The following is a 23,312-nucleotide window of genomic DNA, read 5'->3' as shown; positions in this document are numbered from 1 at the left end:
AGCCTTTGGGGCGCGTCTTGCGCCCCGCCGCTCAATCCGCGCCCAGCAATTTCAATAGCCCTTTCGTGGCCTCTTCCTGCAATTTGTTCTTCACCGCATCCTCGATGCTTTCGGTGTCTGTCACGGCAGTCCCAAGCTCGTCGCTGACCTTGTCCAGCACCTGTTGTTTGGCGTCGTCCTCAAGTTCTTTGATTTTGCCTTCGGCGGCCGCTTCGATCACTTTACTGAGGTCGGGTTTGATCGACGGATTACTCCACGGTCCAACAATGCGCACCGGCACCGACAGGCCCTGACCAGAATTTGCCCGCAACGCTGTAGGGGTGAACAGATAGTCGATATTGCGCTCGCCCAAGCCGACGCGACCGGCGCCATCGGCACGGAAATTATCCAGTGACATCAGCAGGTCATCATTCCTGAGAACACCCTGATCAATGGTGAAACTAGCGGCAAGACTGTTGAACACAGTAGTGCCGCCTGACCCTTCGCCCCGCCCCATCAGGCGGTCCAGGTCGAACCCGTTGATCACCCCCTGCCCCACATCCACGCGACCCTTGCCGCTGAGTGAACGCATGATCTGATCCTCGCTTTGCCCAACGCCCAGAAACTCGAACGAACCGGTGCCCGTGCCGGACAATCGGTCAATATCGGCCAGCGTCATCAGGGCCTGTTGGATGTCGATCCCGTCTGCCTTCATGTTGCCACCGACAGACAGCCCGTTGCGGTTATTCGCGACGACCTGACCGGTCAACTGACCCGAGAACAAGGTGGCCGGGTTCATCTGCAACACCGCGCGTGACCGGTCCAGATTCAAGGTCAGATCGCTGGGACCAAGGGTCAGGTCGGGCACTGCTATCGAATTCGCCTTCAGCCGGATTTGCCCATTCGCCAAAGCCAGCGCCGAGGCGTCAATCGGTGTGGTCGACCAGCCATCGGATTGGCTTGGCGCAGCGCCGCCATCACCGCCCGAGCCTCCATTAGACTCGTTGAATCGGGACAGATCCAAATCGCCCGCGTCAAACCGCGCGGTGATCTGTGGTGGGTCCGAGATCACGATATCCGCCTCGCCGGTCAGGCGGTTGTCGTCCAGTTGCGCCACCAATTCACGCACCGACAGACGCCCGTCCTGCGTATAGGTCATACGACCGACCAGTTCCGCGCGGCGACCCAGACCCAAAGGCACGGCTGTACCGGGCTGTCCGAAAGCGGCCAGCAATGTCTCGGTATTTTGGGTTTTAAGGTGCAGGTCGCCGTCCATCTCTCCGGCAAGATTCACGCGACCGTCAAAGTCGACTTCACCCCCGGGCGCGCGCAGCAACAGATCCAACTGGGTGGCCGCGCCGGTTGCATAAGCGGGCAGATCTGGGATTTTCATATCCACCTCAACCGCGCCCCCTGGCACCGCCATTTTCGCCTCCAGCAACAACGGTGCTGTGACCTCGGGCCAGCTTGCCGACAGGTCGACTTGCGAGAAATCGAACGTCACCGCCCCGTTTTCCAGATAGAGCAGACGCGCATTTGTTAATTCCAGCCTATCCAGCGTTACGACACCCGGTTGCCCCTGCGGGGCGGCAGAGGTGCCAGATCCCGAGGACGCCGCCGCAGGCGCTGACGCGCCAAACTCCCAATTGCCGCGCCCGTCAGACAGTTCCAACCGCAGCGTCGGGTTTTCCGCAATCACCCGCCGGATACGCAAATCCCCTGACATCAACGCCGCCGCATCCACACCAACGGCCAGATGATCCGCGCTGAGCATCGGCTCGGACCCGGCCCAAGGGGCATTGCTGAACGTCACAGGCCCGGTCTCCATCCCTAGCACTGGCCAGAATGACAGTTTCACATCTCCTGTCAGGGTCAGATCCCGGCCCGTTTCGGCCTTGACCTGCTCGGCCAGGATACGCGCCAGCTTGTCGCCGGGCATCATCAGCAAAGCCCCGATAACCAGCCCGATCACGGCCACGATGAGAAAGAGAATGCGCACCAGCCACTTCATTTTACCGCTCTTTGCTTTTTGTTATGCGTTGAAATTATCATTCTAAGCCCAGCGGCCATTTGCAAGGGGAAGCGTTCCCCACTATATGCCGCGCCATGACCACGAACCCGCCGAACCTCCGCCCCGACCTGGCGCCTGCCGCCCGGATCACCGACACGCCCCGTCCGAACCAGCCCACCATTGGTATGGTGTCTTTGGGCTGCCCCAAGGCTTTGGTGGATAGTGAGCGTATTCTGACGCGCCTGCGGGCCGAAGGATACGGGATTTCGCCCGATTATTCAGGCGCAGATGCCGTGATCGTGAACACCTGCGGGTTTCTGGATAGCGCCAAGGCCGAGTCGCTGGACGCGATTGGTGAGGCACTAGTGGAAAACGGCAAGGTCATTGTCACCGGCTGTCTGGGTGCCGAACCGGATTGCATCCGCGAGCATCACCCCCGCATCATGGCCGTCACCGGGCCGCATCAATATGAACAAGTGCTGGACGCCGTACATCAAGCCGTTCCACCCGATCCCGACCCGTTTGTAGACCTGCTGCCCGCCGCTAGCGTGCAACTGACCCCGCGCCACTACAGCTATCTGAAAATATCCGAGGGCTGTAACCACAAGTGCAAGTTCTGCATCATCCCTGACATGCGCGGCAAACTGGCCAGCCGCCCCGCCCACGCCGTGCTGCGTGAGGCCGAAAAGCTGGTCGACAATGGCGTGCGTGAGCTGCTGGTGATTTCTCAGGACACCTCTGCCTATGGGCTGGATCGCAAATATGACGTGAACCCGTGGAAAGATCGCGAGGTCCGCAGCCACATCACCGATCTGGCGCGCGAGTTGGGTCAGTTCGATGCGTGGGTGCGCCTGCACTATGTCTATCCCTACCCGCATGTGCGCGAGTTGATTCCGCTGATGGCCGATGCGGGCTGCAACGTGCTGCCCTATCTGGATATTCCGTTCCAGCACGCCCACCCAGACGTTCTGAAACGCATGGCCCGCCCGGCGGCGGCCGCCAAAACGCTGGACGAGATCGCCGCATGGCGCGCGACCTGCCCCGATATCACCCTACGCTCGACCTTTATCGTCGGCTATCCCGGCGAGACCGAGTCCGAGTTCCAGACCCTGCTGGATTGGATGGACGAGGCTCAATTGGATCGTGTCGGCTGTTTTCAATACGAAAACGTGGCCGGGGCGCGCTCGAACGACCTGCCCGATCATGTCCCGTCCGAAGTCAAACAGGACCGCTGGGAACGGTTCATGGAAAAAGCGCAGGCGATATCCGAGGCGAAGCTGGCCGCAAAGGTCGGACAAAGGCTAGACGTGATCGTGGATGAGGTCGATGACGAGGCTGCCATCTGCCGCACCAAGGCCGACGCCCCCGAAATTGACGGCAACCTGTTCGTCGACGAAGGGTTCGAAGACCTCAAACCCGGCGACATCGTCTCGGTCGAGGTGGACGAGGCTGGGGAATATGACCTGTGGGGCACGCTGCGCTGAGGCAATGTAACCACCGATAGGGCAAGCGTGAGCCAAGTTTATTGGCGATCCCCCGCATCAGGCCCCAGATTTGGACAGAACCCAAACACGTCTAAAAAGGAGGGTTACCATGTCTAAATTGCGTCCTTTCGCAACGAAATGCGCCGTCGCGCTCCTGGCGGTACAACTATTTGCAGCGCCTGCTTTTGCAGAAGTGCGCTCGGGCAGCACGGCTCAGTTTACGCTGGTCGGAGGGAAATCCCTTGGCATCCACTATCGCGGCAAACATCGTGTTCACAAACACTTCGTTGCGCCCAAAGTGTATGAGAAAAAGGTCCACAAGCCGGTCGCAAAAGCCAAGGTGCATCATGCCAAGCCGGTCAAAAAGCACCACCGGTCGAAGTTCAAACACAGCAAGAAACGTTACCATCGGTACTATGTGCCGAAGAAACACGCGTTCCGGCACCAAAGATCTTATCGAGGAGTCCGGTATCACAGATCTCATCGCGGGTACGGGCGGTATCGAATCAAGTAATGACGACCGTCAGAGCATAGCCACAAGACCCGCCATCCATGCCACCGCAGCGGCAATGGCCGTCAGCGCAACCGCTGCGCTGGCGGCGTCTTTGGCTTGGCCGGCCAAAGTGTTGTGGTCTGTAGATGTGTGATCCACGGCCCGTTCTATCGCCGTGTTGAAAAGTTCGGCGACCAGAACCAAAATTCCCATGATGACAATCAACGCGCGCATACCGCCGCTGAGGGGTAGTCCAATTGCCAGCCCCACCGAGATCAGGTTGGCCCATCCCCATACGCGAAACGAGTACTCATCGCGCCACGTCGCGGCCAGCCCTTGCCAGCTCCAGACTGTGCGATGTTTTAGACGGATTAGAAAGTTTTTCATGTGTTCCCTGCACAGCGCTCTCGCAGACAAAAGCCCAAACCGGCAATTACAGGCAAGAAAAAACCGCCCAGTGGGCGGCATCTATCTGAAAGCAGGCGGCCCGCGCGCGAGCCGCCTGAAGGTTTGTTATTGCGCGACCGGGTTACAGACAGTCTGGCCTGCCTCAGTCGTGGCCAATGCGGTTCCGGCCGGACAGCTTGGCGTACCAAACTTGTCATATTCGGGTGTAATATAAACCGGAGCTGGTTCTTCCTGCTGAGAACAGGCTGCAACGACCAAAGCAAACGCACCAACGGCGGCAAATCTAAGTTTCATGTCCGTCATTCCTTCTAATAATTTTCTGATTTTGCCCAGAAATTCGGGGCCAGTCTCAAAATACGACTTCGCTGGCATTTTTGCAACAAATCTGATCACGTGAATGTGAAAACGGCAAATCCATGCTGCCATGGCAGAACGGAAATCGGACGCTAAACTGTCTGACCAGCAGACATCAGCAAACTCCGGAGAAGCCTCGTGTCAGACGCACCGATCATTTCTCAGAAAGCCCCCTATCCCGTCGAAGTGACCGAGGGGAAAAACTATTTCTGGTGCGCCTGTGGTAAATCCTCGCGTCAGCCTTTTTGTGACGGTTCACATAAGGGAACGGGGATTGAGCCGGTCAAATACACCGCAGAGGCAGACAAGAAAGTGTTCTTTTGCGGATGCAAACACAGCGCCAACCCGCCGCTATGTGACGGCTCGCATTCCAAAATTTAGGGTTTCAGCGCATTCAAAGCCTGCGCGTTCACGCAAAACTCAGGCGCTTTGTCCGCCTTGGCCTGCTGTTCGGCCAACCATATCGCACATGTCTCGCTGCAATCGGCAGCGCGACATTTCGTGACCATTTCCGCGTAGCGTTCGGCGCTAAGACGCCCTTCGGTCATCGCATCGGTCAGGGACAGATTCATGCAGCGCGCGACGGACCGCGTCAGCCAGAAGTGTTTTTCGACGTCCCCAAGAATATCTTTCATTCTCAACCCTCTCGAGTTTTCCCGGACCTAAGCGTGGCAAATCTGGCCCGGTTCGGGCAGGTTCGAGGTGCCTGGGTCGCGCCCTTGTTTTGATCCAACCAATCGGGGCAGCATCTGGCCCAAGCGCATCCCTGACAGGCCCGTACCATGCTGGCCCAGTCCTCCTGGCTCAAGCGGCCCTGCCGATGCGCTGAAACCACGTCCGCGCCTGTTGCCTGCCCCATGCGCAGGACAAGCCGTAGGTGCGTCATGACAGCCCCAAGCGTTTGCATCACCGCCCCTTACGTGGCTTGATCTGGGCGAACAGGCCTTTGTTGCGGCAATATTCCGGCGTGTCCTGCGATACCGCCACTTGCGCCAGCAGCGCTTCGCAATGTTCGGGATTGGCGCATCCTGTGCAGCGCAGAACCGCTTCGGATATCTCATCGATCGAGACATCACCCCGAAGCGCTGCGTCTTCCAGGTCGATGCCTACTCGCGTTGCCATCTGATCGACGAGGCCCGCGTGATGCTTCAGGGTCTCTCTGTTGGACATATGGCACCCTTTCCCTGATGCGTTTCGATCAGGTTAGCGGATGCGGCGGCGCAGGCCCTTGATACAGGTCAAGCCCCGGTGTCGATCTGATCCAGATAGGTTCGCGTTGCGTCCTGCACCCGCCGAAAGCGGTCCCCGCCCAGCTTTTTGCCCCCATACCAGCGGGTGACTATTACGACGTGGTTCTGCACGTCGGCCCGTTCCATCATCCGAAGGATCACCATCCCCGCGCCACTTTCCCCATCATCCGCCTTGAGCGCCCCAGTGGGCAGTACCGCCGCCCATGTATTATGTGTGGCCTTGGCATATGATTTATCCGCCTTAAGCGCATGCAGCACAGCGTCGACCTCGGTCCGCGATGACACGGGCGCACCGGATACTGCGTATTTCGAGCCCCGATCCGTCAGGATCACCCCCAGCTTTTTCACTGCGGTCATTGCGTCAACCCAAGCCCGCGGGCGGTCTGCTTCACCACCTCGACCCGTTTGGCGTTGGGGGGATGGGTGCTGAGGAAACTGTCTTCGGGATCCGGCAGGCGGTCGAAATATTTCGCACCGATCAAAGGGTTATACCCGGCGCGAAAGGTTATGATCGTTCCAAGCTCATCAGCTTCAAGTTCAAAGTCACGCACATAGACCTGCGTCCCCACCCGCGCGCCCAGTTTCTGCGCCTCTTCCACGGCGGCCCCTTCGGCACCGGCCAATCGCGCCAGATCGCCGAAAATCTCGGCACTTTCGCGTGCATTCACCGATTGGCGCGGAATATGACGCAGGATGTGATGGGAGGCTTCGTGCCCCATCACAAAGGCCAACTCATCCGCGTTCTGAGCGGATTCGATCATCGCGCGGGTAAAAATGATCACCGGCTGGTCGTTTTTATCCAGTGTTTGAAATGCGTTGGCAGGGGCTTTCGGGTCCAGATCGACCAATGTGGTAAAGTCGCAATTCTTGACATTGGCACGTCGCAAACATTCGACCCTGGCCTGTTCGCCGACCCTTTGGCTGATCTGCTGGAAAGTGGCGGCTTCGACCCTGAAATCCCCCTCGCCCTGTATCCAGTCCTCGGCAGGTTGAACCCGCAGCGCATTGGCGTCGCAGGCGGCCAGAAACACGGGAAATAACAGGTACATCAAACGGTGCATGGATCATCCTTTGAAACGGTCACGCCGTTTGGCTGACCATAGCGCAGACCCCTTGGGACTGCCACCGGTTGAATGCGATAGTACGGGTTGCCAAGCGGAACATCGCCCTGCACTCTGCCATCATGTTTTCGATTGAGCATGAATTCGACTCGACGGTCATTACGCTGGTGGACGAAGGCGAAAAGCCTTTGCAAGAGGATGTGGTGATCAACAATTTCGCAGAATGCGTGACGCTAGAGCAGTTTGATCCTCGAACCGATCAGGTCCAGAAAATCACGCTGTCGCCGGAACAGGTCCGCGATCTGGCCGCTGCGCTGGATTTGCCCGAGGGGGTGTACCAAATCCACGAAACACCGGATTAAGGATCGTAGACAAAGACCTTGTCCCGCGCCGTATGTCCGCGCTTCAGGGTCAGCGAAGACGTGGCCACCCCCATGGCCGCAGCAAGGATGTGGCGCACAGCCTCGTTCGCCTTGCCGTCTTCGGGCGCAGTGGTCACATGGATGCGCACTACGCTCCCATCCCGCGCGATCCGGTCCGAAGCTGCCTTAGGCGTCACCTTAACCGCAATCTCGGCCCCCGCGTCGGTCAGATCGCTCAGATCCGGCAGATTGCGCAGTTTAGGTTTAGCCATCTCATCCTCCGATCCCAAAACACTGTTGCACGGCTGGCCCCGGGATGGAATTGATCCACCAAGCCCAGCCCTTTGCACTTGAAACCCGCCAGAGGCTCAACCAGATACAGAAAGCCCATGTAAAGGAAGTTAACATATGTCCTTGAAGAATCCGGCCGCATTTGAGTTTCTGCTGTCCCGCCGGTCCCGCCCTGCGAAAACACTGATCGCTCCTGCCCCGACGCGGGATGAACTGACCCCATTGCTGACCGCCGCCGCCCGCAGTCCCGATCACGGCAAGCTGGAGCCGTGGCGATTCATAGTGCTGGAAAGCGGCGCGATGCCCCGTTTGTCAGCGCTGACGCAGGAATGCGGCGAACGGCTGGGTAAGTCGCCTGAAGAGATCGCCAAAGCATGCAGCCAGTTCGACATGGGTCATCTGGCCGTAGCAGTGGTCGAGGTTCAAAAACCATCCGAAAAAGTCCCCGCGATTGAACAGACCTATTCCGCCGGTGCGGTGTGTCTGGCGTTGCTGAACGCAGCCTTAGTGGCGGGCTGGGGCGCGAACTGGCTGTCGGGTTGGCAGTCACATGACGCCGAGTTTTGCCGCACCGCCTTTGGACTGAAAGACAATGAACGGATCGCTGGTCTGATCCACATTGCTACCGAATCCGCAGCCCCGCCAGAACGTCCCCGCCCGGACGTGGCCGCACTGACCGAATGGGTTCCTGAATGATCATCCTCAACGCATTTTTTGCGGCAATCGGACAGATCGGAGATCCCAGATTCCGTTCGGTTCTGTTCCGGGGCGTGGGCCTGACGATCGTGTTGCTGATCGCGGCCTGCGCAGGCGCGATCTGGTTGATCAACTGGCTGTCCAGCGATGAAATCACCTTGCCCTTCGTCGGAGCCGTTCCGTGGCTGAACGACGTGTTGAATTATTCCGGTATTTTTGCGGTGGTGATTCTGCCGGTCTTCCTGATGATGCCGGTCGCCTCGGCCATCATCTCTCTGTTTCTGGAAGAGGTCGCGCAGGCGGTCGAGGACAAACACTATCCCACCCTGCCAAAGGTGCACGGAATTGCCATCAGTGACGGGTTGCGCGATGCGCTCAGCTTTATGGGGGTGTTGATCGTCGCCAACTTGCTGGCACTGATCCTCTATGTAATCTTCACGCCGCTGGCCCCGTTCATCTTTTGGGGCATGAACGGTTTTCTACTGGGTCGGGAATATTTCACTTTGGTCGCGATGCGGCGGATCGGGCGCGAAGGCGCGCGCAAGCTACGGGGCAAACATATGGTCACGATCTGGCTGGCGGGCGCTTTGATGGCCATTCCTCTGACCGTGCCGCTGGTGAACCTTGTCATCCCGATTGTCGGAGTGGCCACGTTCACCCATATCTACCACAGGCTGTCCGTCTGAGGCTCAACCGCGCGGCTCAAGCTGGTTCAACCAGTCGAAATCCCGCACTGAGATGACGCCCGAAATGATGATCCCCGCGATGATCGCCCAAAGCACCACCGTCAACCCGGTGGTGATCCACAGCTTTTTCTTCATATGATGCACTTCCGGCGCACCCGCATGGGTGCCCGGAACGATCTCGCCCAGATCGCCCTGCGTCTTAATGCGGATCGGCAATACGACCAGCAATGTCAGAAACCAGATAACGGCAAACAGAACCAATGCAGCGGTGATCGTCATGGCAGCCTCGCTTGGGTTAGACCTGTTCTAGCTCGACCAGACAGCCGTTAAAGTCTTTGGGGTGCAAAAACAGCACTGGCTTGCCATGAGCCCCAATCTTGGGTTCACCCGAGCCCAGCACGCGCGCACCGGTTTCCTTCAGATGGTCACGGGCCGCGATGATATCTTCGACCTCATAGCAGACATGGTGAATGCCACCAGCCGGGTTCTTTTCCAGAAACCCGTTGATCGGGCTATCATCGCCCAATGGGTACAACAGTTCGATCTTGGTGTTTGGCAGTTCGATGAACACCACGGTTACGCCGTGATCGGGTTCGTCCTGAGGCGCGCCGACCTTGGCTCCCAATGCATTGCGATATTGCGCGGACGCGGCCTCAAGGTCAGGCACGGCGATGGCAACATGGTTCAGGCGACCGATCATAGAACTCTCCTCTATTCTGCGTTGCAGCGGTTATGGGGGCAGTTCAATCAAAGAACAAGTGCGCCAAATTGCCGTTAACGTCGTGTTAGCCAGAAGTTCCTAGCGTGAGGCATCTGCTGACTAGGAGTTCTGCCATGGACGATTCGAGCCCCTTCACCTCAGCCGCACAGCCAACGGCGATGCGGCCTTTGCTGGGACAAACCATTCTGGTTGTCGAAGACAGCCGCTATGCTTGCGACGCGATCCGACTGATGTGCCTGCATTCCGGTGCCCGGATCCGACGCGCGGATTGCCTGAAATCGGCAAGGCGGCATTTGCAGATCTACCGTCCCTCGGTCATCTTGGTCGATATGGGGCTGCCGGATGGCTCAGGGGCCGAGCTGATTGCCGAATTGACCGAAGCATCGCCGCGTATCGGGGCCATTCTGGCGATGTCCGGCGACACCTATACCGAAAACGCAGCCACGCAGGCCGGGGCTGACGGTTTTCTGGCCAAGCCGCTGAAATCGCTTTCTTACTTTCAATCCATGGTGCTGCAGCACCTACCCGAGGATCGCCGCCCCAGCAGCTTGAACGCTGTCCGGGATCAGGTCATTAACCCCGATCCGCTGGCCTATCAGGATGACATGGCCCATATCGCCGATGTGCTGGCTGGCCCGAATGATCACCGCACGCTGGACTATGCCGCCCAGTTCCTGCGGGGGGTTGCCCGCGATGCCGATGACAAAGTGCTGGCAGACGCGGCCAAACGCTTGGCCGCGTCCCGCGCCGAAGGGACGCCCGTCACCGCATTGGCCGCTCAGGTCGCCGGGATCGTTCAAGCTCGCCTGGAACAGCGTGAGGCGATCTGAGATGGCAACAGCCTATTTCGCGACGGCTACGCTGCTGAGCCTTTGGATCTATTGCCAGACCCGCGCGGCGGCCCGCAACATTCGCGCCGCCCGAGCCTTGGTCAACGATCCACTGGAGCAAACCGGACAGCTTTGACCTCTTCGCGAAACATCCGACCAAAGAAAAAACCCGCCGCAAGCGTTGCGACGGGTTTTCTTGTCATTCCTGCGGGATGATCCGCAATCCCAGCTCCATCAACTGATCCGAGCTAGGGTCGGACGGTGCGTCCATCATCAGATCTTCGGCGCGCTGGTTCATCGGGAACATCATGACCTCGCGGATGTTGGCCTCATCAGCCAACAGCATCACGATCCGGTCGATACCCGCGGCACAGCCACCGTGCGGCGGCGCGCCATAGTGGAACGCATTGAACAAAGCACCAAAGCGAGATTTCACCTCATCCGCGCCATAGCCTGCCAGCTCAAAAGCTTTCAGCATGATCTCGGGCTTATGATTCCGGATCGCGCCCGAGACCAACTCATACCCGTTACAGGCCAGATCGTACTGATAGCCGCGCACGTCCAGAGGGTTGCCGTTTAGCGCCTCCATACCGCCCTGCGGCATCGAGAACGGGTTATGTTCAAAGTCGATCGCGCCGGTTTCTTCGTCCTGCTCATAGATCGGGAAATCGACGATCCAGGCAAAGGCAAAGCGGTCTTTTTCGGTAAGACCCAGCTCATCACCGATCACGTCACGAGCTTTACCAGCCACCTTTTCAAAGGCCTTCGGCTTGCCACCCAGGAAGAACGCCGCGTCCCCGACACCCAGGCCCAGTTGCTGACGGATCGCCTCGGTGCGCTCGGGGCCTATGTTTTTGGCCAGTGGACCTGCGGCTTCCATCCCATCGCCCTGATCGCGCCAGAAGATGTAGCCCATTCCCGGCAGACCCTCTTTCTGCGCAAACGCATTCATACGGTCACAGAACTTGCGGCTGCCGCCGGTCGGCGCCGGGATAGCGCGAATTTCGGTACCCTCCTGCTCCAACAGCTTTGCGAAAATCGCAAAGCCAGACCCGCGGAAGTGGTCGGAGACCACTTGCATTTTAATAGGGTTCCGCAGGTCGGGCTTGTCGCTGCCGTACCACAGGGCCGCGTCCTTGTAGGATATCTGCGGCCATTCCTGATCCACTTTGCGGCCACCGCCGAATTCTTCGAACACACCAGTCAGAACCGGTTGGATCGTGTCAAACACGTCCTGCTGCTCGACAAAGGACATCTCAAGGTCAAGCTGGTAGAAATCGGTGGGCGAGCGGTCGGCGCGCGGGTCTTCGTCGCGGAAGCACGGCGCGATCTGGAAATACTTGTCAAAGCCCGACACCATGATCAGCTGTTTGAACTGCTGCGGGGCCTGCGGCAGAGCATAGAACTTGCCCGGATGCAGGCGCGAGGGCACCAAAAAGTCGCGCGCGCCTTCGGGAGAGGACGCCGTGATGATCGGCGTCTGGTATTCGCGGAAGCCCTGATCCCACATGCGGCGGCGCATCGAGGCGACAACGTCCGAGCGCAGGGTCATGTTCTGCTGCATCGCCTCGCGGCGCAGGTCCAGATAGCGATAGCGCAGGCGGGTTTCCTCAGGATATTCCTGATCACCGAACACCATCAACGGAAGTTCGTCGGCTGCGCCCAGCACTTCTAGCTCGCGCACGTAAACCTCGACCTCACCGGTGGGCAGTTTCGGATTCACCAGTTCCGGGTCGCGCGCTTTGACGGTACCGTCGATGCGGATACACCATTCGGAGCGTACTTTTTCCAGCTCGGCAAAGGCGGCGCTGTCGCCGTCGCACAGAACTTGCGTCACACCAAAGTGATCGCGCAGGTCGATGAACAGCACGCCACCGTGGTCGCGGACCCGATGCACCCAGCCAGACAGGCGGACGGTTTCACCGACATTGGCGGCGGTCAGAGCGGCGCAGGTGTGGCTGCGATAGGCGTGCATGGATCATATCCCTTCGGGCGCAGAATTCGTCGCGCCGATACACCCCGTCGGGCCGCGAAAGTCAAGGCAGGTATCCCGCTCAAAACGGCCTTTGCACGTTGCCCGAGTAGAAATAGATGCCCAGACCGACCGCAAAGATGATATTGCCCGCAATCGCATGCAACAGCACCGCATAGAAAAATGAGCCGCGTTTGCGATAGGCCCAAGTGAACAGTAGCCCACCCGCAAATGTCATGACAGCGACGATCCAGCTCCAGTACATCAGATGCGCCAACGAAAACAGCGCGGCGTTCAGCAGATAGGCCGCGCGCTCGCCCGGCAGGATTGCATGATAGCGGCGGAAGAACAGCGACCGAAACAGAAGCTCTTGCGGTAGGGCCGAGATGCAGGGGTAGAAGACCCAGATCATCAGCAGGATCTCGGGCCGTTCGCGCAGCAGAAAAAAGGCGGCCTCGGGGCGGGCGATCATCACGACCGCCACGCAAAACAGAGTCATCGCAACGGCAAACAGGGCAACCTCGGTCCAGGACCAGTTGCCATGGTTGTATCGCAGTTCGGCCCATTCAAAGCCCGGTGTATAGTGCAGCAGTAAGATGCCAAGTGCGGTGAAACTGAACAGCGACGGGAACATCCAACTGGGCGGAAAGAATACCGCGATCAGCACCGGGACAGCGATGAAGAACAGTCCGAACTCGACACGCAGCCGCAGCGTTTGAGGCGCGCTCTCGGCCCACTCGAATTGTTTGCTCACAGTTCTACCAACTCCGCCCGGATCAGGCCGCGTAAGGAATTTCCGACATATATTTCTGTCGCATCCTTCAGGTCGGTCAAGGATAACACGGCGTCAGTAACCTGTTTATTTTTCAGCGCCTCTTCGCGCAGTATGCCGGGCAGCACGCCGCAGGACAGTGCGGGCGTCAGGCCGCGTCCATCAGGCATGTGCAGAAACAGATTGCTGATCGTGCCCTCGCACAGTTCGTCGCGTTCATTCAGGAACAGCAGTTCGTCAATTCCCGGTGGCAGCGATGCGCGGGCGTCATCATAAAGCGCGCGTTGTGTGGTCTTGTGCTGCAACCACACATCCGAGGCCCGCAAACGCTGATCCGCGATTGCCACACGCCAGAACGGCGGGTTCTCGAGCAGCGCACCGGTCGTCACCTCCACAGCGCCTGCCATATCTAGCGTCAGCCGGCAACGCAGAGCGGATGGACCCGCGACATCTTCCAAAGCGGCCACGGCGCGGGCCCGATCAAACGGCACTCCCAACGCCTCAGCCGATCGCGCCATGCGCGCCAGATGGCGATCACGGCGCACAAACCCCTGCCCCGGCCGGAAGGCCAGCGTTTCGATCAAGCGAAAGTCAGGGTCATCTGGCGGGCGAAGCGGGCTTTCCATAGCGCCTCCTCATATTCGGATGGGGCAGTGCTGTCCCAGACCACGCCGCCGCCCACATTCAGGGTGGCTTTGCCGCCCTCGACCATCAGCGTGCGGATGGCCACGTTGAATTCCGACCGCCCATCCGGTGCGGCCCAGCCAATCGCGCCACAATAGATATCGCGCGGCCAGGGTTCCAGATCGGATAGAATCTCCATCGCGCGGATTTTGGGCGCACCCGTGATCGAGCCGCAGGGGAAAAGCGCCATCAGAATGTCCGAAAGCTCGGCCCCCAGATGCAGCTGCGCCTGCACCAGCGAGATCATCTGATGCACGGTCGCATAAGTTTCGACCTTGAACAGTTCGGGCACGTTGACCGAACCGGGCAGCGCCACACGGCTGATATCGTTGCGCAGCAGGTCGACGATCATCAGGTTCTCGGCCCGGTTCTTTGCGTCACTCGACAGGAAATCGCGGCGGCGGGCGTCTTCGGCCAAATCCTCGCTGCGCGGTTGGGTGCCTTTCATCGGGCGCGTTTCGATCAAACGGTCGGCATCGGTACGGAAAAACAGCTCGGGCGAGCGGCTGAGCAAGTCAGGCAAACCGTCCTGCTGCATAAGCGCGCCGTGGCCCACGGGCTGACCTGCCGCCAACGCGGCATACAAAGCGGCGCTGGTACCTTCGACCGTCAGATCAATCGGAAAGGTCAGGTTGGCCTGATAGATATCGCCCGCGCCGATCGCCTCATGCACGCGGGCGAAGGCTTGGGTATAGCGCGCCTCGTCCCAACGAGGCGCGTAACCGGTCACTCCACCCGCAGGCGCAGGCAGGTCGCTTTGGGCCGGCGTGTCAAAGACGCCAAAGCACAGCAATGGCAGGCGGCGGCCCTCGGGCATCCGCGCGGACAACCTCGGCTCCAGCGCATAACCAAGCTCATAGCTGGCATAACCGGCCAACCACGCACCATCCGCGCGCGCGGAATCCAGCGCCTCCAACGCGTGGGGCACATCTTCCGCGCGGTCGGCGCGGATCACCTGCGTGGGCCGGTCAAAAGTGGTCCCCTGCCCGGCCGGGCCCTGATCGAAACGAATACGCACCTGCATCCTCATTTGCCGTGCTGCGCGGTATAGAGAATACGGGGCTGAGGGAAAGAGGGGAAAGCGGCAATTTCACCCCTGTTTCCGATACCCCTTGAACCTTTTCGCGCTGTCCCTATAACGCAGGACAATTTGGGCGCTTGGGGGTGCCCTGACTCGCGAACAATTGAAGGAACGTGGCCATGCCGAGAAGAACCGACATCAAGTCGATCATGATCATCGGGGCGGGGCCCATTGTCATCGGTCAGGCATGCGAGTTCGACTATTCCGGCGCTCAGGCATGTAAAGCGCTGCGCGAAGAAGGCTACCGGGTCATTCTGGTGAACTCGAACCCCGCCACGATCATGACCGACCCAGGTCTGGCCGACGCCACCTATATCGAGCCGATCACCCCCGAAGTTGTCGCCAAGATCATCGAGAAAGAGCGCCCCGACGCGCTGCTGCCCACCATGGGCGGACAGACCGGGCTGAACACTTCGCTGGCGCTGGAAGAGATGGGCGTGCTGGACAAGTTCGGCGTCGAGATGATCGGTGCCAAGCGTGACGCCATCGAAATGGCCGAAGACCGCGCACTGTTCCGCGAGGCGATGGACAGGCTGGGCATCGAAAACCCCAAAGCCGAGATTGTAACCGCCCCCAAGGACGCGGACGGCAAAAAAGATCTGGACGCGGGCGTAGCGCTGGCGCTTGAGACACTGGAGACCGTCGGTCTGCCCGCCATCATCCGCCCCGCCTTTACATTGGGCGGCACCGGCGGCGGCGTGGCCTATAACCGCGAGGATTACATTCATATCTGCCGCACAGGCATGGATGCGTCCCCCGTGGGTCAGATCCTGATCGACGAAAGCCTGCTGGGCTGGAAAGAATATGAGATGGAGGTGGTGCGCGACACCGCCGACAATGCCATCATCGTCTGTTCCATCGAAAACGTCGATCCCATGGGCGTGCACACGGGCGACTCGATCACCGTGGCCCCGGCCCTGACGCTGACCGACAAAGAATACCAGATCATGCGCAACCACTCGATTGCCGTGCTGCGCGAGATCGGGGTCGAGACCGGCGGATCGAACGTGCAATGGGCGATCAACCCCGTCGATGGCCGCATGGTCGTGATCGAGATGAACCCGCGCGTGTCGCGCTCGTCTGCGCTGGCTTCCAAGGCGACCGGTTTCCCGATTGCGAAAATCGCCGCGAAACTGGCCGTGGGTTATACGCTGGACGAGCTGGACAACGACATCACCAAGGTCACGCCTGCGTCTTTCGAGCCGACCATCGACTATGTGGTCACTAAAATCCCGAAATTCGCCTTCGAGAAATTCCCCGGCTCGGAACCCTACCTGACCACCGCGATGAAGTCGGTGGGTGAGGCCATGTCCATCGGCCGCACGATCCACGAATCGATGCAAAAGGCGCTGGCCTCGATGGAATCGGGCCTGACCGGCTTTGATGAGATAGAAATCCCCGGTCTGAACGTTGCTCTATGGGATGAAGCCGACGACAAGGCCGCTGTGATCAAGGCCATCAGCCAGCAGACACCGGATCGCCTGCGCACCATCGCGCAGGCCATGCGCCATGGTCTGACCGACGACGAGATTTTCGGCGTCACCAAGTTCGACCCGTGGTTCCTGGCCCGCATCCGCGAGATCATCGAAGCCGAGCGTCAGGTGCGCAAAGATGGCCTGCCCGTCACCGAGGACGGTATTCGCAAGCTGAAAATGCTGGGCTTCACCGATGCCCGTCTGGGCAGCCTGACCGGCCGAGATGAGAGCAATGTCCGCCGTGCCCGTCTCAACTTAGGCGTCACCGCCGTGTTTAAGCGTATCGACACCTGCGCCGCCGAGTTCGAAGCGCAGACACCCTACATGTACTCGACCTACGAAGCCCCGATGATGGGTGAGGTCGAGTGTGAGGCGCGCCCGAGCGACCGTAAAAAGGTAGTCATCCTCGGCGGTGGCCCCAACCGGATCGGTCAGGGGATCGAGTTCGACTATTGCTGCTGCCACGCTTGTTTCGCGCTGACCGAACAGGGCTATGAGACCATTATGGTCAACTGCAACCCCGAGACCGTCAGCACCGACTATGACACCTCGGACCGCCTGTACTTTGAGCCGCTGACCTTCGAACACGTCATGGAGATCCTGACGAAAGAGCAGGAAAACGGCACGCTGCACGGTGTGATCGTTCAGTTCGGCGGTCAGACCCCGCTGAAACTAGCCAACGCGCTTGAGGCCGAAGGCATTCCGATCCTCGGCACCACGCCCGACGCCATCGACCTTGCCGAAGACCGCGAACGCTTCCAGGCGCTGGTCAACGAACTAGGCCTGAAACAGCCCAAGAACGGCATCGCCTCGACCGACGAACAGGCGCTTGAGATTGCAGACGAGATCGGCTTCCCGCTGGTCATCCGCCCCTCATACGTTCTGGGCGGGCGCGCCATGGAAATCGTGCGCGATATGGATCAGCTGCGGCGCTATATCAACGAGGCCGTCGTCGTCTCGGGCGACAGCCCCGTACTTCTGGACAGCTATCTGGCGGGCGCGGTTGAGTTGGACGTGGACGCGCTGTGCGATGGCACCGATGTGCATGTGGCAGGTATCATGCAGCATATCGAAGAGGCCGGCGTGCATTCGGGCGACTCGGCCTGTTCTCTGCCGCCCTACTCGCTGTCCAAGGAGATCCTCGATCAGATCAAGGATCAGGCGTTCAAATTGGCTAAGGCTCTGAACGTGGTCGGTCTGATGAATGTTCAGTTCGCGATCAAAGACGATGAGATCTACCTGATCGAAGTGAACCCGCGCGCCTCACGCACCGTGCCCTTCGTCGCCAAGGCGACCGACAGCGCGATTGCGTCCATCGCAGCGCGTATCATGGCTGGTGAGAAGCTCTCAACCTTCCCGATGCGCCCCGCGTACAAGGAAGGTCAGGACACCAAGATTGCCGACCAGATGACGTTGGCCGACCCGGACATGCCGTGGTTCTCGGTGAAAGAGGCCGTGCTGCCCTTCGCCCGCTTCCCCGGCGTTGATACCATTCTGGGCCCCGAAATGCGCTCGACCGGCGAGGTCATGGGCTGGGACCGCGACTTCCCGCGCGCCTTCCTCAAGGCGCAGATGGGCGCTGGTATGGTGCTGCCGTCCGAGGGCCGCGCATTTATCTCGATCAAGGATGCCGACAAGACACCCGCAATGCTTGAGGCGGCGCAGGTGCTGACCGAACAGGGTTTCTCACTGGTTGCAACGCGCGGCACGCAAGCCTGGCTGGCAGAGCAAGGCGTCGACTGCGACGTGGTAAACAAGGTCTATGAAGGCCGACCCGACGTGGCCGATATGCTCAAGGACGGTCAGGTGCAGCTGCTAATGAACACCACCGAAGGCGCGCAGGCGGTCGAAGACAGCAAGTCCATCCGCTCCATCGCGCTGTATGACAAGATCCCCTATTTCACCACTGCGGCCGCTAGCCATGCCGCAGCTTTGGCGATCAAGGCGCAGGCCGAGGGCGATGTCGAGGTCAAATCCCTGCAGGGTTAACCCCACCGCCCGGTTACAGAAAAAAGCAAAACCCCCGGTCTCTGACCGGGGGTTTTTCATTTAAACAACAGGTTGCGGCGCTGATTTGCGCCGGTATTCCGGCAGGAAGAACACCATGTAGAACACGGGCGCGGCCACCATGGTCAGGATCGTGGCAAAGGCCAACCCCCCCATGATCGTCACCGCCATCGATTTGAAGAACGCATCCGTCAACAGCGGTGCCATCCCCAGAATGGTCGTAATCGCCGCCAGCATCACCGGGCGCAAACGCGAGACCGAGGCTTCGACGATCGACTCGTGCAGTCCCTTACCGGTTGCGCGAACCAGGTCGATCTCTTCCACCAGAACGATGCCGTTTTTGATCAGCATCCCCGACAAGCTCAGCAGCCCAAGCAGCGCCGTAAAGGTAAATGGTAACCCGGTGCCCAGCAACCCGATGACTACCCCATTTACCGACATCGGCACCAGCAGCCAGATGATGATTGGCTGCCGGATCGCGTTGAAGATCAGCACCGAGATCAAGACCATGATCAGCAGGCTTAAGGGCAGTTGCCGTCCAAGGCTTTCATTGGCCTCACCGGCATTTTCAAATTCACCACCCCATTCCATCCGGTATCCGGCGGGCAAATCCATGTCTTCGATGGCCGCCCGGACTTCGGAATGAACCTGAGCCGCCGTGAACCCTGCCGGGATATCTGCACCAACAGTGATGGTCAGGACCCGATCCCGCCGATGTACCAGCGTGTTCAGGGCCTTGTATTCGAACCCGTCCACCATCTGCTCGATCGGAACAAAGCGTTCGGACTGATCGGAATACACCACCTGATCCACGATCGAGTAATCGCCATTCGCAGCGCGGCGCAGGATGATTGGGATCAGGCGATCGCGTTCACGAAACACCCCGCCGGTGATGCCATCGGTTGAAAACTGCAACGTGGCTGCGATGTCTTCGCGGCTGACACCTGCAGTTTGGGCGCGCTCAGTCGCGTAGATCGGTTGAACCGCCAGCTCTTTTTCACGCCAGTTGTGATGCACGTGCAGGGCATTATCGGACGCGGCGCGCATCCGCAGGACCGCCTCCTCTGCCAGTTGCCGTAAAACTACCGGATCGCTGCCCGAGAACCGCGCCTGGATCGGATCGCCGCCACCCGGACCAAAGATCAAACGGCGGGTGCGAAACTCACCCTCAGGGAACTGGGCCGAGCCGAATTCTTCCAGATCCGCGCGCAGTTGCGGGATGTCTTCAAGGGTTTCGGTTCGGATGATCAGGTGACCATAGCTGGGGTTCGGCTTTTCGGCCGAATAGGTCAGCAAAAACCGGGTCGCGCCCTGTCCGACAAAAGTTGCGACCGACACGACTTCATCCCTGTTGGTCAGCCATTCCTCAAACACGGCCATATCATCAGCGGTGCGGGAAATTGGAGTACCTTGCGGCAATTTATAGTGCACAAGGAACAGTGGCGTGTTCGAATCCGGAAAGAATTGCTGCTTGACCAGACCGAACCCGGCGAAACAGGCCACCGTCACCCCCACCAAGGCGGCGATCACCAGCCAGCGGAACCGCAAAGCCCAGCGCAGGACGGTCCCGTAGATACGGAACATCAGTCCGCCATAAGCATCCACCGCGCCTTCTTTACCCTGTTTGAAGAAATAGTGCCCCAGCATGGGCGTCACCGTCAGTGCCAGAATCCAACTCAGCAGCAATGAGATCGCGATGACCGCAAACAGCGAGAACAGGAACTCACCCGATGCGTCCGGGCTGAGACCGATACCAGCAAACGCCATGATACCGATGATCGTCGCGCCCAACAGCGGGATTTGTGTTTTGGACGCAGCCTCATCCGCCGCATCGCGCGAGTTTTTGCCGCGCAGCATGGCGATCTGCATCCCCTCGGCCACGACGATGGCATTGTCGACCAGCATCCCCATGGCGATGATCAACGCGCCTAGCGAAATCCGCTCCATCTCGATCGAGAAGATGGCCATGAACAGCAGCGTTCCCACCACGGTCAGCAGCAGGGTCGAGCCCACCACAATCGCGGCGCGCCAGCCCATGAAGATGGCCAGAACCGTCACTACAATCGCCACCGACAAAGCCAGGTTCACCAGAAAATCGTTCGAGGCCTGCTCGACCACAACATGTTGCTGATAGATCGGCAGGATTTCGACACCATAGGGAATCTGCCCGTCCAGTTCGGCAAATTTCGCATCGGCGCGCTTGCCGACCTCGACAATGTTCTCGGTCGACAGGCCCGCGATGCCCAGCGTGAACGCCTCGGCGCCGTTAAAGCGGATGATGACCTCGGGGTCGGTTTGGCGCCCGCGATAGACATTGGACATATCAAACAGGTTGATCACCTGCCCTTGCGAGCCAACCGACAGCCCCGCGATGGCCGAAACCGTATCGGACCCTTCGGCAGTCAGGACCGTGGTACGGTCATTGTCTGACCGCAGCGAACCCGATGCATTCACCGAATCCGCATTGACGATGGCATCGTTGATCGCCTGCAACGGCACATTCTGATTGACCGAGATGGCTAGGTCGGGCTCCACGAAAATAGCTTCTTCCGGCAGGCCCATCACCTCGACATCCGCTACGCCCTCGACGGTCAGCAATTCGCGCCTCAGAAAGGTCGACAACTCGTGCTTTTCAGCATCCGAGAATCCATCCGCGGTGACCGCATAGAACAGCCCGAAAACATCGCCAAATCCATCATTTACAAGCGGCTGGCTGACACCTGACGGCAACGCGCGAGCCGCATCGCGGACCTTGGCGCGCAACTTGGTCCAGATTTCGGGCAATTCGGTTCCGTCATAGGTAGACTTCACCTCAACTTCGATCAGCGAGAACCCCGGTTGGTTGACCGAAGTAATGGTTTTGACCTCTCCCATCTGCTGGATCGCCGATTCCAGAGGTTCCGAGACCTCAAGCGCCACTTGTTCGGCAGTGGCACCGGGATATTGCGTGGCGATGACCGCGTTCTTGATCGTAAAGGCCGGGTCTTCCAGCCGACCCAGCGACAGGAACCCCCAGATGCCGCCAAACAGAGCGATCAGAATGATCAGCCACGTATAGATCGGCCGATCAATGGATGCGCGCGCGATGTTCATGACCCTGCCCTCTTTAATTCGCAAAACCGGCAAAACGGCGCACCGTCTGCCCGTCGGTCAATGCTCCACCGCCTGCGACCACGACCTCATCGCCATTGTTAAGCCCGCTCAGAACGCGCACATCCCCACTTTCCGTGGGTTCGATCGTCACCGGTACTCGCGTGATCGTGCCTTCATCGGCCCCTGTCGGCGTGAAGACGAAAATGCCAAGCGTTCCTTCGGCATCCGCCACAATCGCGGTCGCCGGGACCACGATGCCTGTGCGTTGATCCTGTACCTGCACGTTCACCGTCACTGAAGACCCCGGCAGAATCTGCAGCCCTTCCGGCGGGGTCAGGCCGAACTGAATGCGGAAGGTTTGACCAACGCTCGAAGATTCAGCATCAAACTCGCGGATTTGCAGCGGGAACACCTCATCGCTGACAGGGAATTTGGCGGTGATGGTGATGTCATCCTGCTGGCCCGAGCGTTGAAACAGAATTTCGGGCACATCCACTTCGATCCGCAGCTCGGACATGTCGTGGATACGAACGATGGGGGTTCCGGCCGATACGGTTGTAAAGGATTCCACCGCGCGGCTTGAGACCAGCGCGTCAAAGGGCGCGGTCAGCGTCGCCTGTTCCAGATCATAAAGGGCATCGCGCACAGCGATATCGGCTAGTTGTGCCGCTGTTTCGGCGTCATCCACAGCAACCTGACTGGCCGCCGTACCGCGCAAACGGGACAAGCGTGCCAGCGTTCGATCGGCTTGTTCTTTTTGCAACACAGCCCGGTCATAGCGGCGCTGGAACGGCTCACGGTCTAGCTCGGCAATCAACTCGTCCTTGGGGATCACGAACCCCTCGGTCACGGGCATGTCCATGATCTGCCCAGCCACCTGAAACGCCAGATCGACCGTTTGGCGCGCAGCCACACGACCAAAGAACTGACGCGAAAACCCCGGTGTAGTTTCCTGCACAACCATCAGCTTGACTGGTTTGGCCGTCTCTTGCGCCGTGGCAGAGGTGGCCAGCAGGGCAAGGGCAATGCCCAAAACAGAGATCAATTTCATTTCTTCAACCCCTCGGGTATTCCCGTTTTCAATATGTTTTCCCGGATTTTCCGGGCCAGACGCGCAAATTCTGCCGTCTCATCAGCATCCAACCCCGACGCGCGGTGAAACAAAGCACCCGCTTCAGCCACCAGGGCCCGACGCATTTCAAGCCCCTTGTCGGTCAGCACCAACAACCAGGCGCGGCGATCTTCAGGGTCGCGTTGTCGGGATAGATACCCCGATGCTTCCAACGCGTCCGCCGTAGAGGTGATCGTGGAGGGCACTGTCAACATATCCGACGCCAGAACCCCCATGCGCTTGGGCTGGTCTAACTTGATCAACATGTGGCATTCCTGATGGGTCAGCTCGATTTCCAACGAGTCAAAGCTTTCTTCAAGCTTCCAGTACAAGGCATACACGCCCATCATGGCCTGCATTTCAGGACTGAGCCGTTTTACCAGCGCACTGTCATCGAATGTCATGGACCGAATCCCTTAGAGACCTCGCGACCGCGTATACTTCAAAAAATGAACTATTCAAGAATTGAAGCGCATTTGGGCCCCAACTTT

General features: G+C 59.3%; 27 protein-coding genes. 9 read left to right on the top strand and 18 right to left on the bottom strand.

Going from position 1 to position 23,312, the window contains the following annotated elements:
- Positions 1-31: 31 nt before the first annotated feature.
- Positions 32-1,990, bottom strand: a complete 1,959-nt coding sequence (locus tag ACR3E7_RS01420; RefSeq protein ID WP_480503268.1) for an AsmA family protein — start codon at positions 1,988-1,990, stop codon at positions 32-34.
- 95 nt (positions 1,991-2,085) lie between these two features.
- On the opposite strand from ACR3E7_RS01420, the gene rimO reads away from it, so the two are divergent.
- Both rimO and ACR3E7_RS01410 read left to right on the top strand, forming a co-directional pair.
- Positions 2,086-3,474: a 30S ribosomal protein S12 methylthiotransferase RimO gene (gene rimO, locus ACR3E7_RS01415; protein ID WP_480503269.1), complete on the top strand. Its 1,389-nt coding sequence runs from the start codon at positions 2,086-2,088 to the stop codon at positions 3,472-3,474.
- 109 nt (positions 3,475-3,583) lie between these two features.
- A complete protein-coding gene (locus tag ACR3E7_RS01410; RefSeq protein WP_480503270.1) occupies positions 3,584-3,988 on the top strand; it encodes a hypothetical protein in 405 nt (134 codons plus the stop codon).
- A gap of 9 nt (positions 3,989-3,997) precedes the next feature.
- Here ACR3E7_RS01410 and ACR3E7_RS01405 read toward each other — a convergent pair whose 3' ends face one another.
- Positions 3,998-4,354 carry a diacylglycerol kinase gene (locus ACR3E7_RS01405; RefSeq protein ID WP_170769068.1) on the bottom strand — a complete coding sequence of 119 codons (357 nt, stop codon included), beginning with the start codon at positions 4,352-4,354 and terminating at the stop codon, positions 3,998-4,000.
- 126 nt (positions 4,355-4,480) lie between these two features.
- Positions 4,481-4,669, bottom strand: coding sequence for a hypothetical protein (locus ACR3E7_RS01400; RefSeq protein ID WP_170769067.1), 189 nt, complete (start codon positions 4,667-4,669; stop codon positions 4,481-4,483).
- A gap of 198 nt (positions 4,670-4,867) precedes the next feature.
- Here ACR3E7_RS01400 and ACR3E7_RS01395 point away from each other — a divergent pair, with 198 nt between their 5' ends.
- The gene (locus tag ACR3E7_RS01395; RefSeq protein WP_170769066.1) at positions 4,868-5,110 is read left to right on the top strand and encodes a CDGSH iron-sulfur domain-containing protein; all 243 of its coding nucleotides are present in this window, start codon (positions 4,868-4,870) and stop codon (positions 5,108-5,110) included.
- On the opposite strand, the gene ACR3E7_RS01390 is transcribed toward ACR3E7_RS01395, so the two are convergent.
- The 5 genes from ACR3E7_RS01390 to ACR3E7_RS01370 form a co-directional block, all read right to left on the bottom strand.
- On the bottom strand, positions 5,107-5,364 hold the full coding sequence (locus ACR3E7_RS01390; protein WP_480503271.1) for a DUF6455 family protein: 258 nt from the start codon (positions 5,362-5,364) through the stop codon (positions 5,107-5,109). The genes ACR3E7_RS01395 and ACR3E7_RS01390 overlap by 4 nt on opposite strands.
- 2 nt (positions 5,365-5,366) lie before the next feature.
- A complete protein-coding gene (locus ACR3E7_RS01385; RefSeq protein WP_269149751.1) occupies positions 5,367-5,636 on the bottom strand; it encodes a DUF6455 family protein in 270 nt (89 codons plus the stop codon).
- Positions 5,636-5,899 carry a DUF6455 family protein gene (locus ACR3E7_RS01380; protein ID WP_480503272.1) on the bottom strand — a complete coding sequence of 88 codons (264 nt, stop codon included), beginning with the start codon at positions 5,897-5,899 and terminating at the stop codon, positions 5,636-5,638. Before ACR3E7_RS01380 ends, ACR3E7_RS01385 begins: the two co-directional genes overlap by 1 nt.
- 68 nt (positions 5,900-5,967) lie before the next feature.
- Complete coding sequence (locus tag ACR3E7_RS01375; RefSeq protein WP_170783879.1) at positions 5,968-6,336, bottom strand: YigZ family protein; 369 nt, start codon at positions 6,334-6,336, stop codon at positions 5,968-5,970.
- Positions 6,333-7,040, bottom strand: coding sequence for a M48 family metallopeptidase (locus tag ACR3E7_RS01370; protein ID WP_170788198.1), 708 nt, complete (start codon positions 7,038-7,040; stop codon positions 6,333-6,335). Before ACR3E7_RS01370 ends, ACR3E7_RS01375 begins: the two co-directional genes overlap by 4 nt.
- Positions 7,041-7,162: 122 nt before the next feature.
- On the opposite strand from ACR3E7_RS01370, the gene ACR3E7_RS01365 reads away from it, so the two are divergent.
- Positions 7,163-7,402 (top strand): hypothetical protein, encoded by a 240-nt coding sequence (locus ACR3E7_RS01365; RefSeq protein ID WP_170769820.1) that lies wholly within the window; start codon positions 7,163-7,165, stop codon positions 7,400-7,402.
- On the opposite strand, the gene ACR3E7_RS01360 is transcribed toward ACR3E7_RS01365, so the two are convergent.
- Positions 7,399-7,674, bottom strand: coding sequence for a DUF167 domain-containing protein (locus tag ACR3E7_RS01360; RefSeq protein WP_480503273.1), 276 nt, complete (start codon positions 7,672-7,674; stop codon positions 7,399-7,401). The two genes, ACR3E7_RS01365 and ACR3E7_RS01360, sit on opposite strands and share 4 nt — an antisense overlap.
- Positions 7,675-7,810: 136 nt before the next feature.
- Here ACR3E7_RS01360 and ACR3E7_RS01355 point away from each other — a divergent pair, with 136 nt between their 5' ends.
- Together ACR3E7_RS01355 and ACR3E7_RS01350 are read left to right on the top strand one after the other, a co-directional pair.
- Positions 7,811-8,389 (top strand): nitroreductase family protein, encoded by a 579-nt coding sequence (locus ACR3E7_RS01355; protein ID WP_480503274.1) that lies wholly within the window; start codon positions 7,811-7,813, stop codon positions 8,387-8,389.
- Positions 8,386-9,075: an EI24 domain-containing protein gene (locus ACR3E7_RS01350; RefSeq protein ID WP_480503276.1), complete on the top strand. Its 690-nt coding sequence runs from the start codon at positions 8,386-8,388 to the stop codon at positions 9,073-9,075. The genes ACR3E7_RS01355 and ACR3E7_RS01350 overlap by 4 nt, the downstream gene beginning before the upstream one ends.
- 3 nt (positions 9,076-9,078) lie before the next feature.
- Here ACR3E7_RS01350 and ACR3E7_RS01345 read toward each other — a convergent pair whose 3' ends face one another.
- Positions 9,079-9,354 (bottom strand): DUF1467 family protein, encoded by a 276-nt coding sequence (locus ACR3E7_RS01345; RefSeq protein ID WP_170769058.1) that lies wholly within the window; start codon positions 9,352-9,354, stop codon positions 9,079-9,081.
- Positions 9,355-9,370: 16 nt separating this feature from the next.
- Positions 9,371-9,775 carry a methylmalonyl-CoA epimerase gene (gene mce / locus ACR3E7_RS01340; RefSeq protein ID WP_170352375.1) on the bottom strand — a complete coding sequence of 135 codons (405 nt, stop codon included), beginning with the start codon at positions 9,773-9,775 and terminating at the stop codon, positions 9,371-9,373.
- Between the two features lie 134 nt (positions 9,776-9,909).
- Here mce and ACR3E7_RS01335 point away from each other — a divergent pair, with 134 nt between their 5' ends.
- Both ACR3E7_RS01335 and ACR3E7_RS01330 read left to right on the top strand, forming a co-directional pair.
- Positions 9,910-10,626: a response regulator gene (locus ACR3E7_RS01335; protein WP_170769057.1), complete on the top strand. Its 717-nt coding sequence runs from the start codon at positions 9,910-9,912 to the stop codon at positions 10,624-10,626.
- A 1-nt stretch (position 10,627) separates the two neighbouring features.
- Positions 10,628-10,762: a hypothetical protein gene (locus ACR3E7_RS01330; RefSeq protein ID WP_269149750.1), complete on the top strand. Its 135-nt coding sequence runs from the start codon at positions 10,628-10,630 to the stop codon at positions 10,760-10,762.
- Between the two features lie 63 nt (positions 10,763-10,825).
- Here ACR3E7_RS01330 and aspS read toward each other — a convergent pair whose 3' ends face one another.
- The 4 genes from aspS to ACR3E7_RS01310 all read right to left on the bottom strand — a co-directional run bounded on the left by aspS (position 10,826) and on the right by ACR3E7_RS01310 (position 15,078).
- Positions 10,826-12,601, bottom strand: a complete 1,776-nt coding sequence (aspS, locus tag ACR3E7_RS01325; protein WP_170769056.1) for an aspartate--tRNA ligase — start codon at positions 12,599-12,601, stop codon at positions 10,826-10,828.
- 79 nt (positions 12,602-12,680) lie between these two features.
- Positions 12,681-13,352, bottom strand: a complete 672-nt coding sequence (locus ACR3E7_RS01320; protein WP_480503278.1) for a CPBP family intramembrane glutamic endopeptidase — start codon at positions 13,350-13,352, stop codon at positions 12,681-12,683.
- Positions 13,349-13,996 carry an aminotransferase class IV family protein gene (locus tag ACR3E7_RS01315; protein ID WP_480503279.1) on the bottom strand — a complete coding sequence of 216 codons (648 nt, stop codon included), beginning with the start codon at positions 13,994-13,996 and terminating at the stop codon, positions 13,349-13,351. Before ACR3E7_RS01315 ends, ACR3E7_RS01320 begins: the two co-directional genes overlap by 4 nt.
- A complete protein-coding gene (locus tag ACR3E7_RS01310; protein WP_480503280.1) occupies positions 13,951-15,078 on the bottom strand; it encodes an aminodeoxychorismate synthase component I in 1,128 nt (375 codons plus the stop codon). The genes ACR3E7_RS01315 and ACR3E7_RS01310 overlap by 46 nt, the downstream gene beginning before the upstream one ends.
- A gap of 176 nt (positions 15,079-15,254) precedes the next feature.
- Between ACR3E7_RS01310 and carB the strand changes: the two genes are divergently transcribed.
- Positions 15,255-18,599 (top strand): carbamoyl-phosphate synthase large subunit, encoded by a 3,345-nt coding sequence (gene carB / locus ACR3E7_RS01305; protein WP_480503281.1) that lies wholly within the window; start codon positions 15,255-15,257, stop codon positions 18,597-18,599.
- 60 nt (positions 18,600-18,659) lie between these two features.
- On the opposite strand, the gene ACR3E7_RS01300 is transcribed toward carB, so the two are convergent.
- The 3 genes from ACR3E7_RS01300 to ACR3E7_RS01290 are packed head-to-tail and all read right to left on the bottom strand — an operon-like array spanning position 18,660 to position 23,225.
- Positions 18,660-21,710 (bottom strand): efflux RND transporter permease subunit, encoded by a 3,051-nt coding sequence (locus ACR3E7_RS01300; RefSeq protein WP_480503282.1) that lies wholly within the window; start codon positions 21,708-21,710, stop codon positions 18,660-18,662.
- 13 nt (positions 21,711-21,723) lie between these two features.
- Positions 21,724-22,761, bottom strand: a complete 1,038-nt coding sequence (locus ACR3E7_RS01295) for an efflux RND transporter periplasmic adaptor subunit (RefSeq protein ID WP_170783852.1) — start codon at positions 22,759-22,761, stop codon at positions 21,724-21,726.
- Positions 22,758-23,225, bottom strand: coding sequence for a MarR family winged helix-turn-helix transcriptional regulator (locus ACR3E7_RS01290; protein ID WP_480503283.1), 468 nt, complete (start codon positions 23,223-23,225; stop codon positions 22,758-22,760). Before ACR3E7_RS01290 ends, ACR3E7_RS01295 begins: the two co-directional genes overlap by 4 nt.
- Positions 23,226-23,312 lie beyond the last annotated feature (87 nt).

It is taken from the genome of Ruegeria sp. BK1 (genome assembly GCF_056535645.1).
Note: the sequence above shows the minus strand (reverse complement) of the source record. Positions and strands in the feature narration are given on the sequence as shown.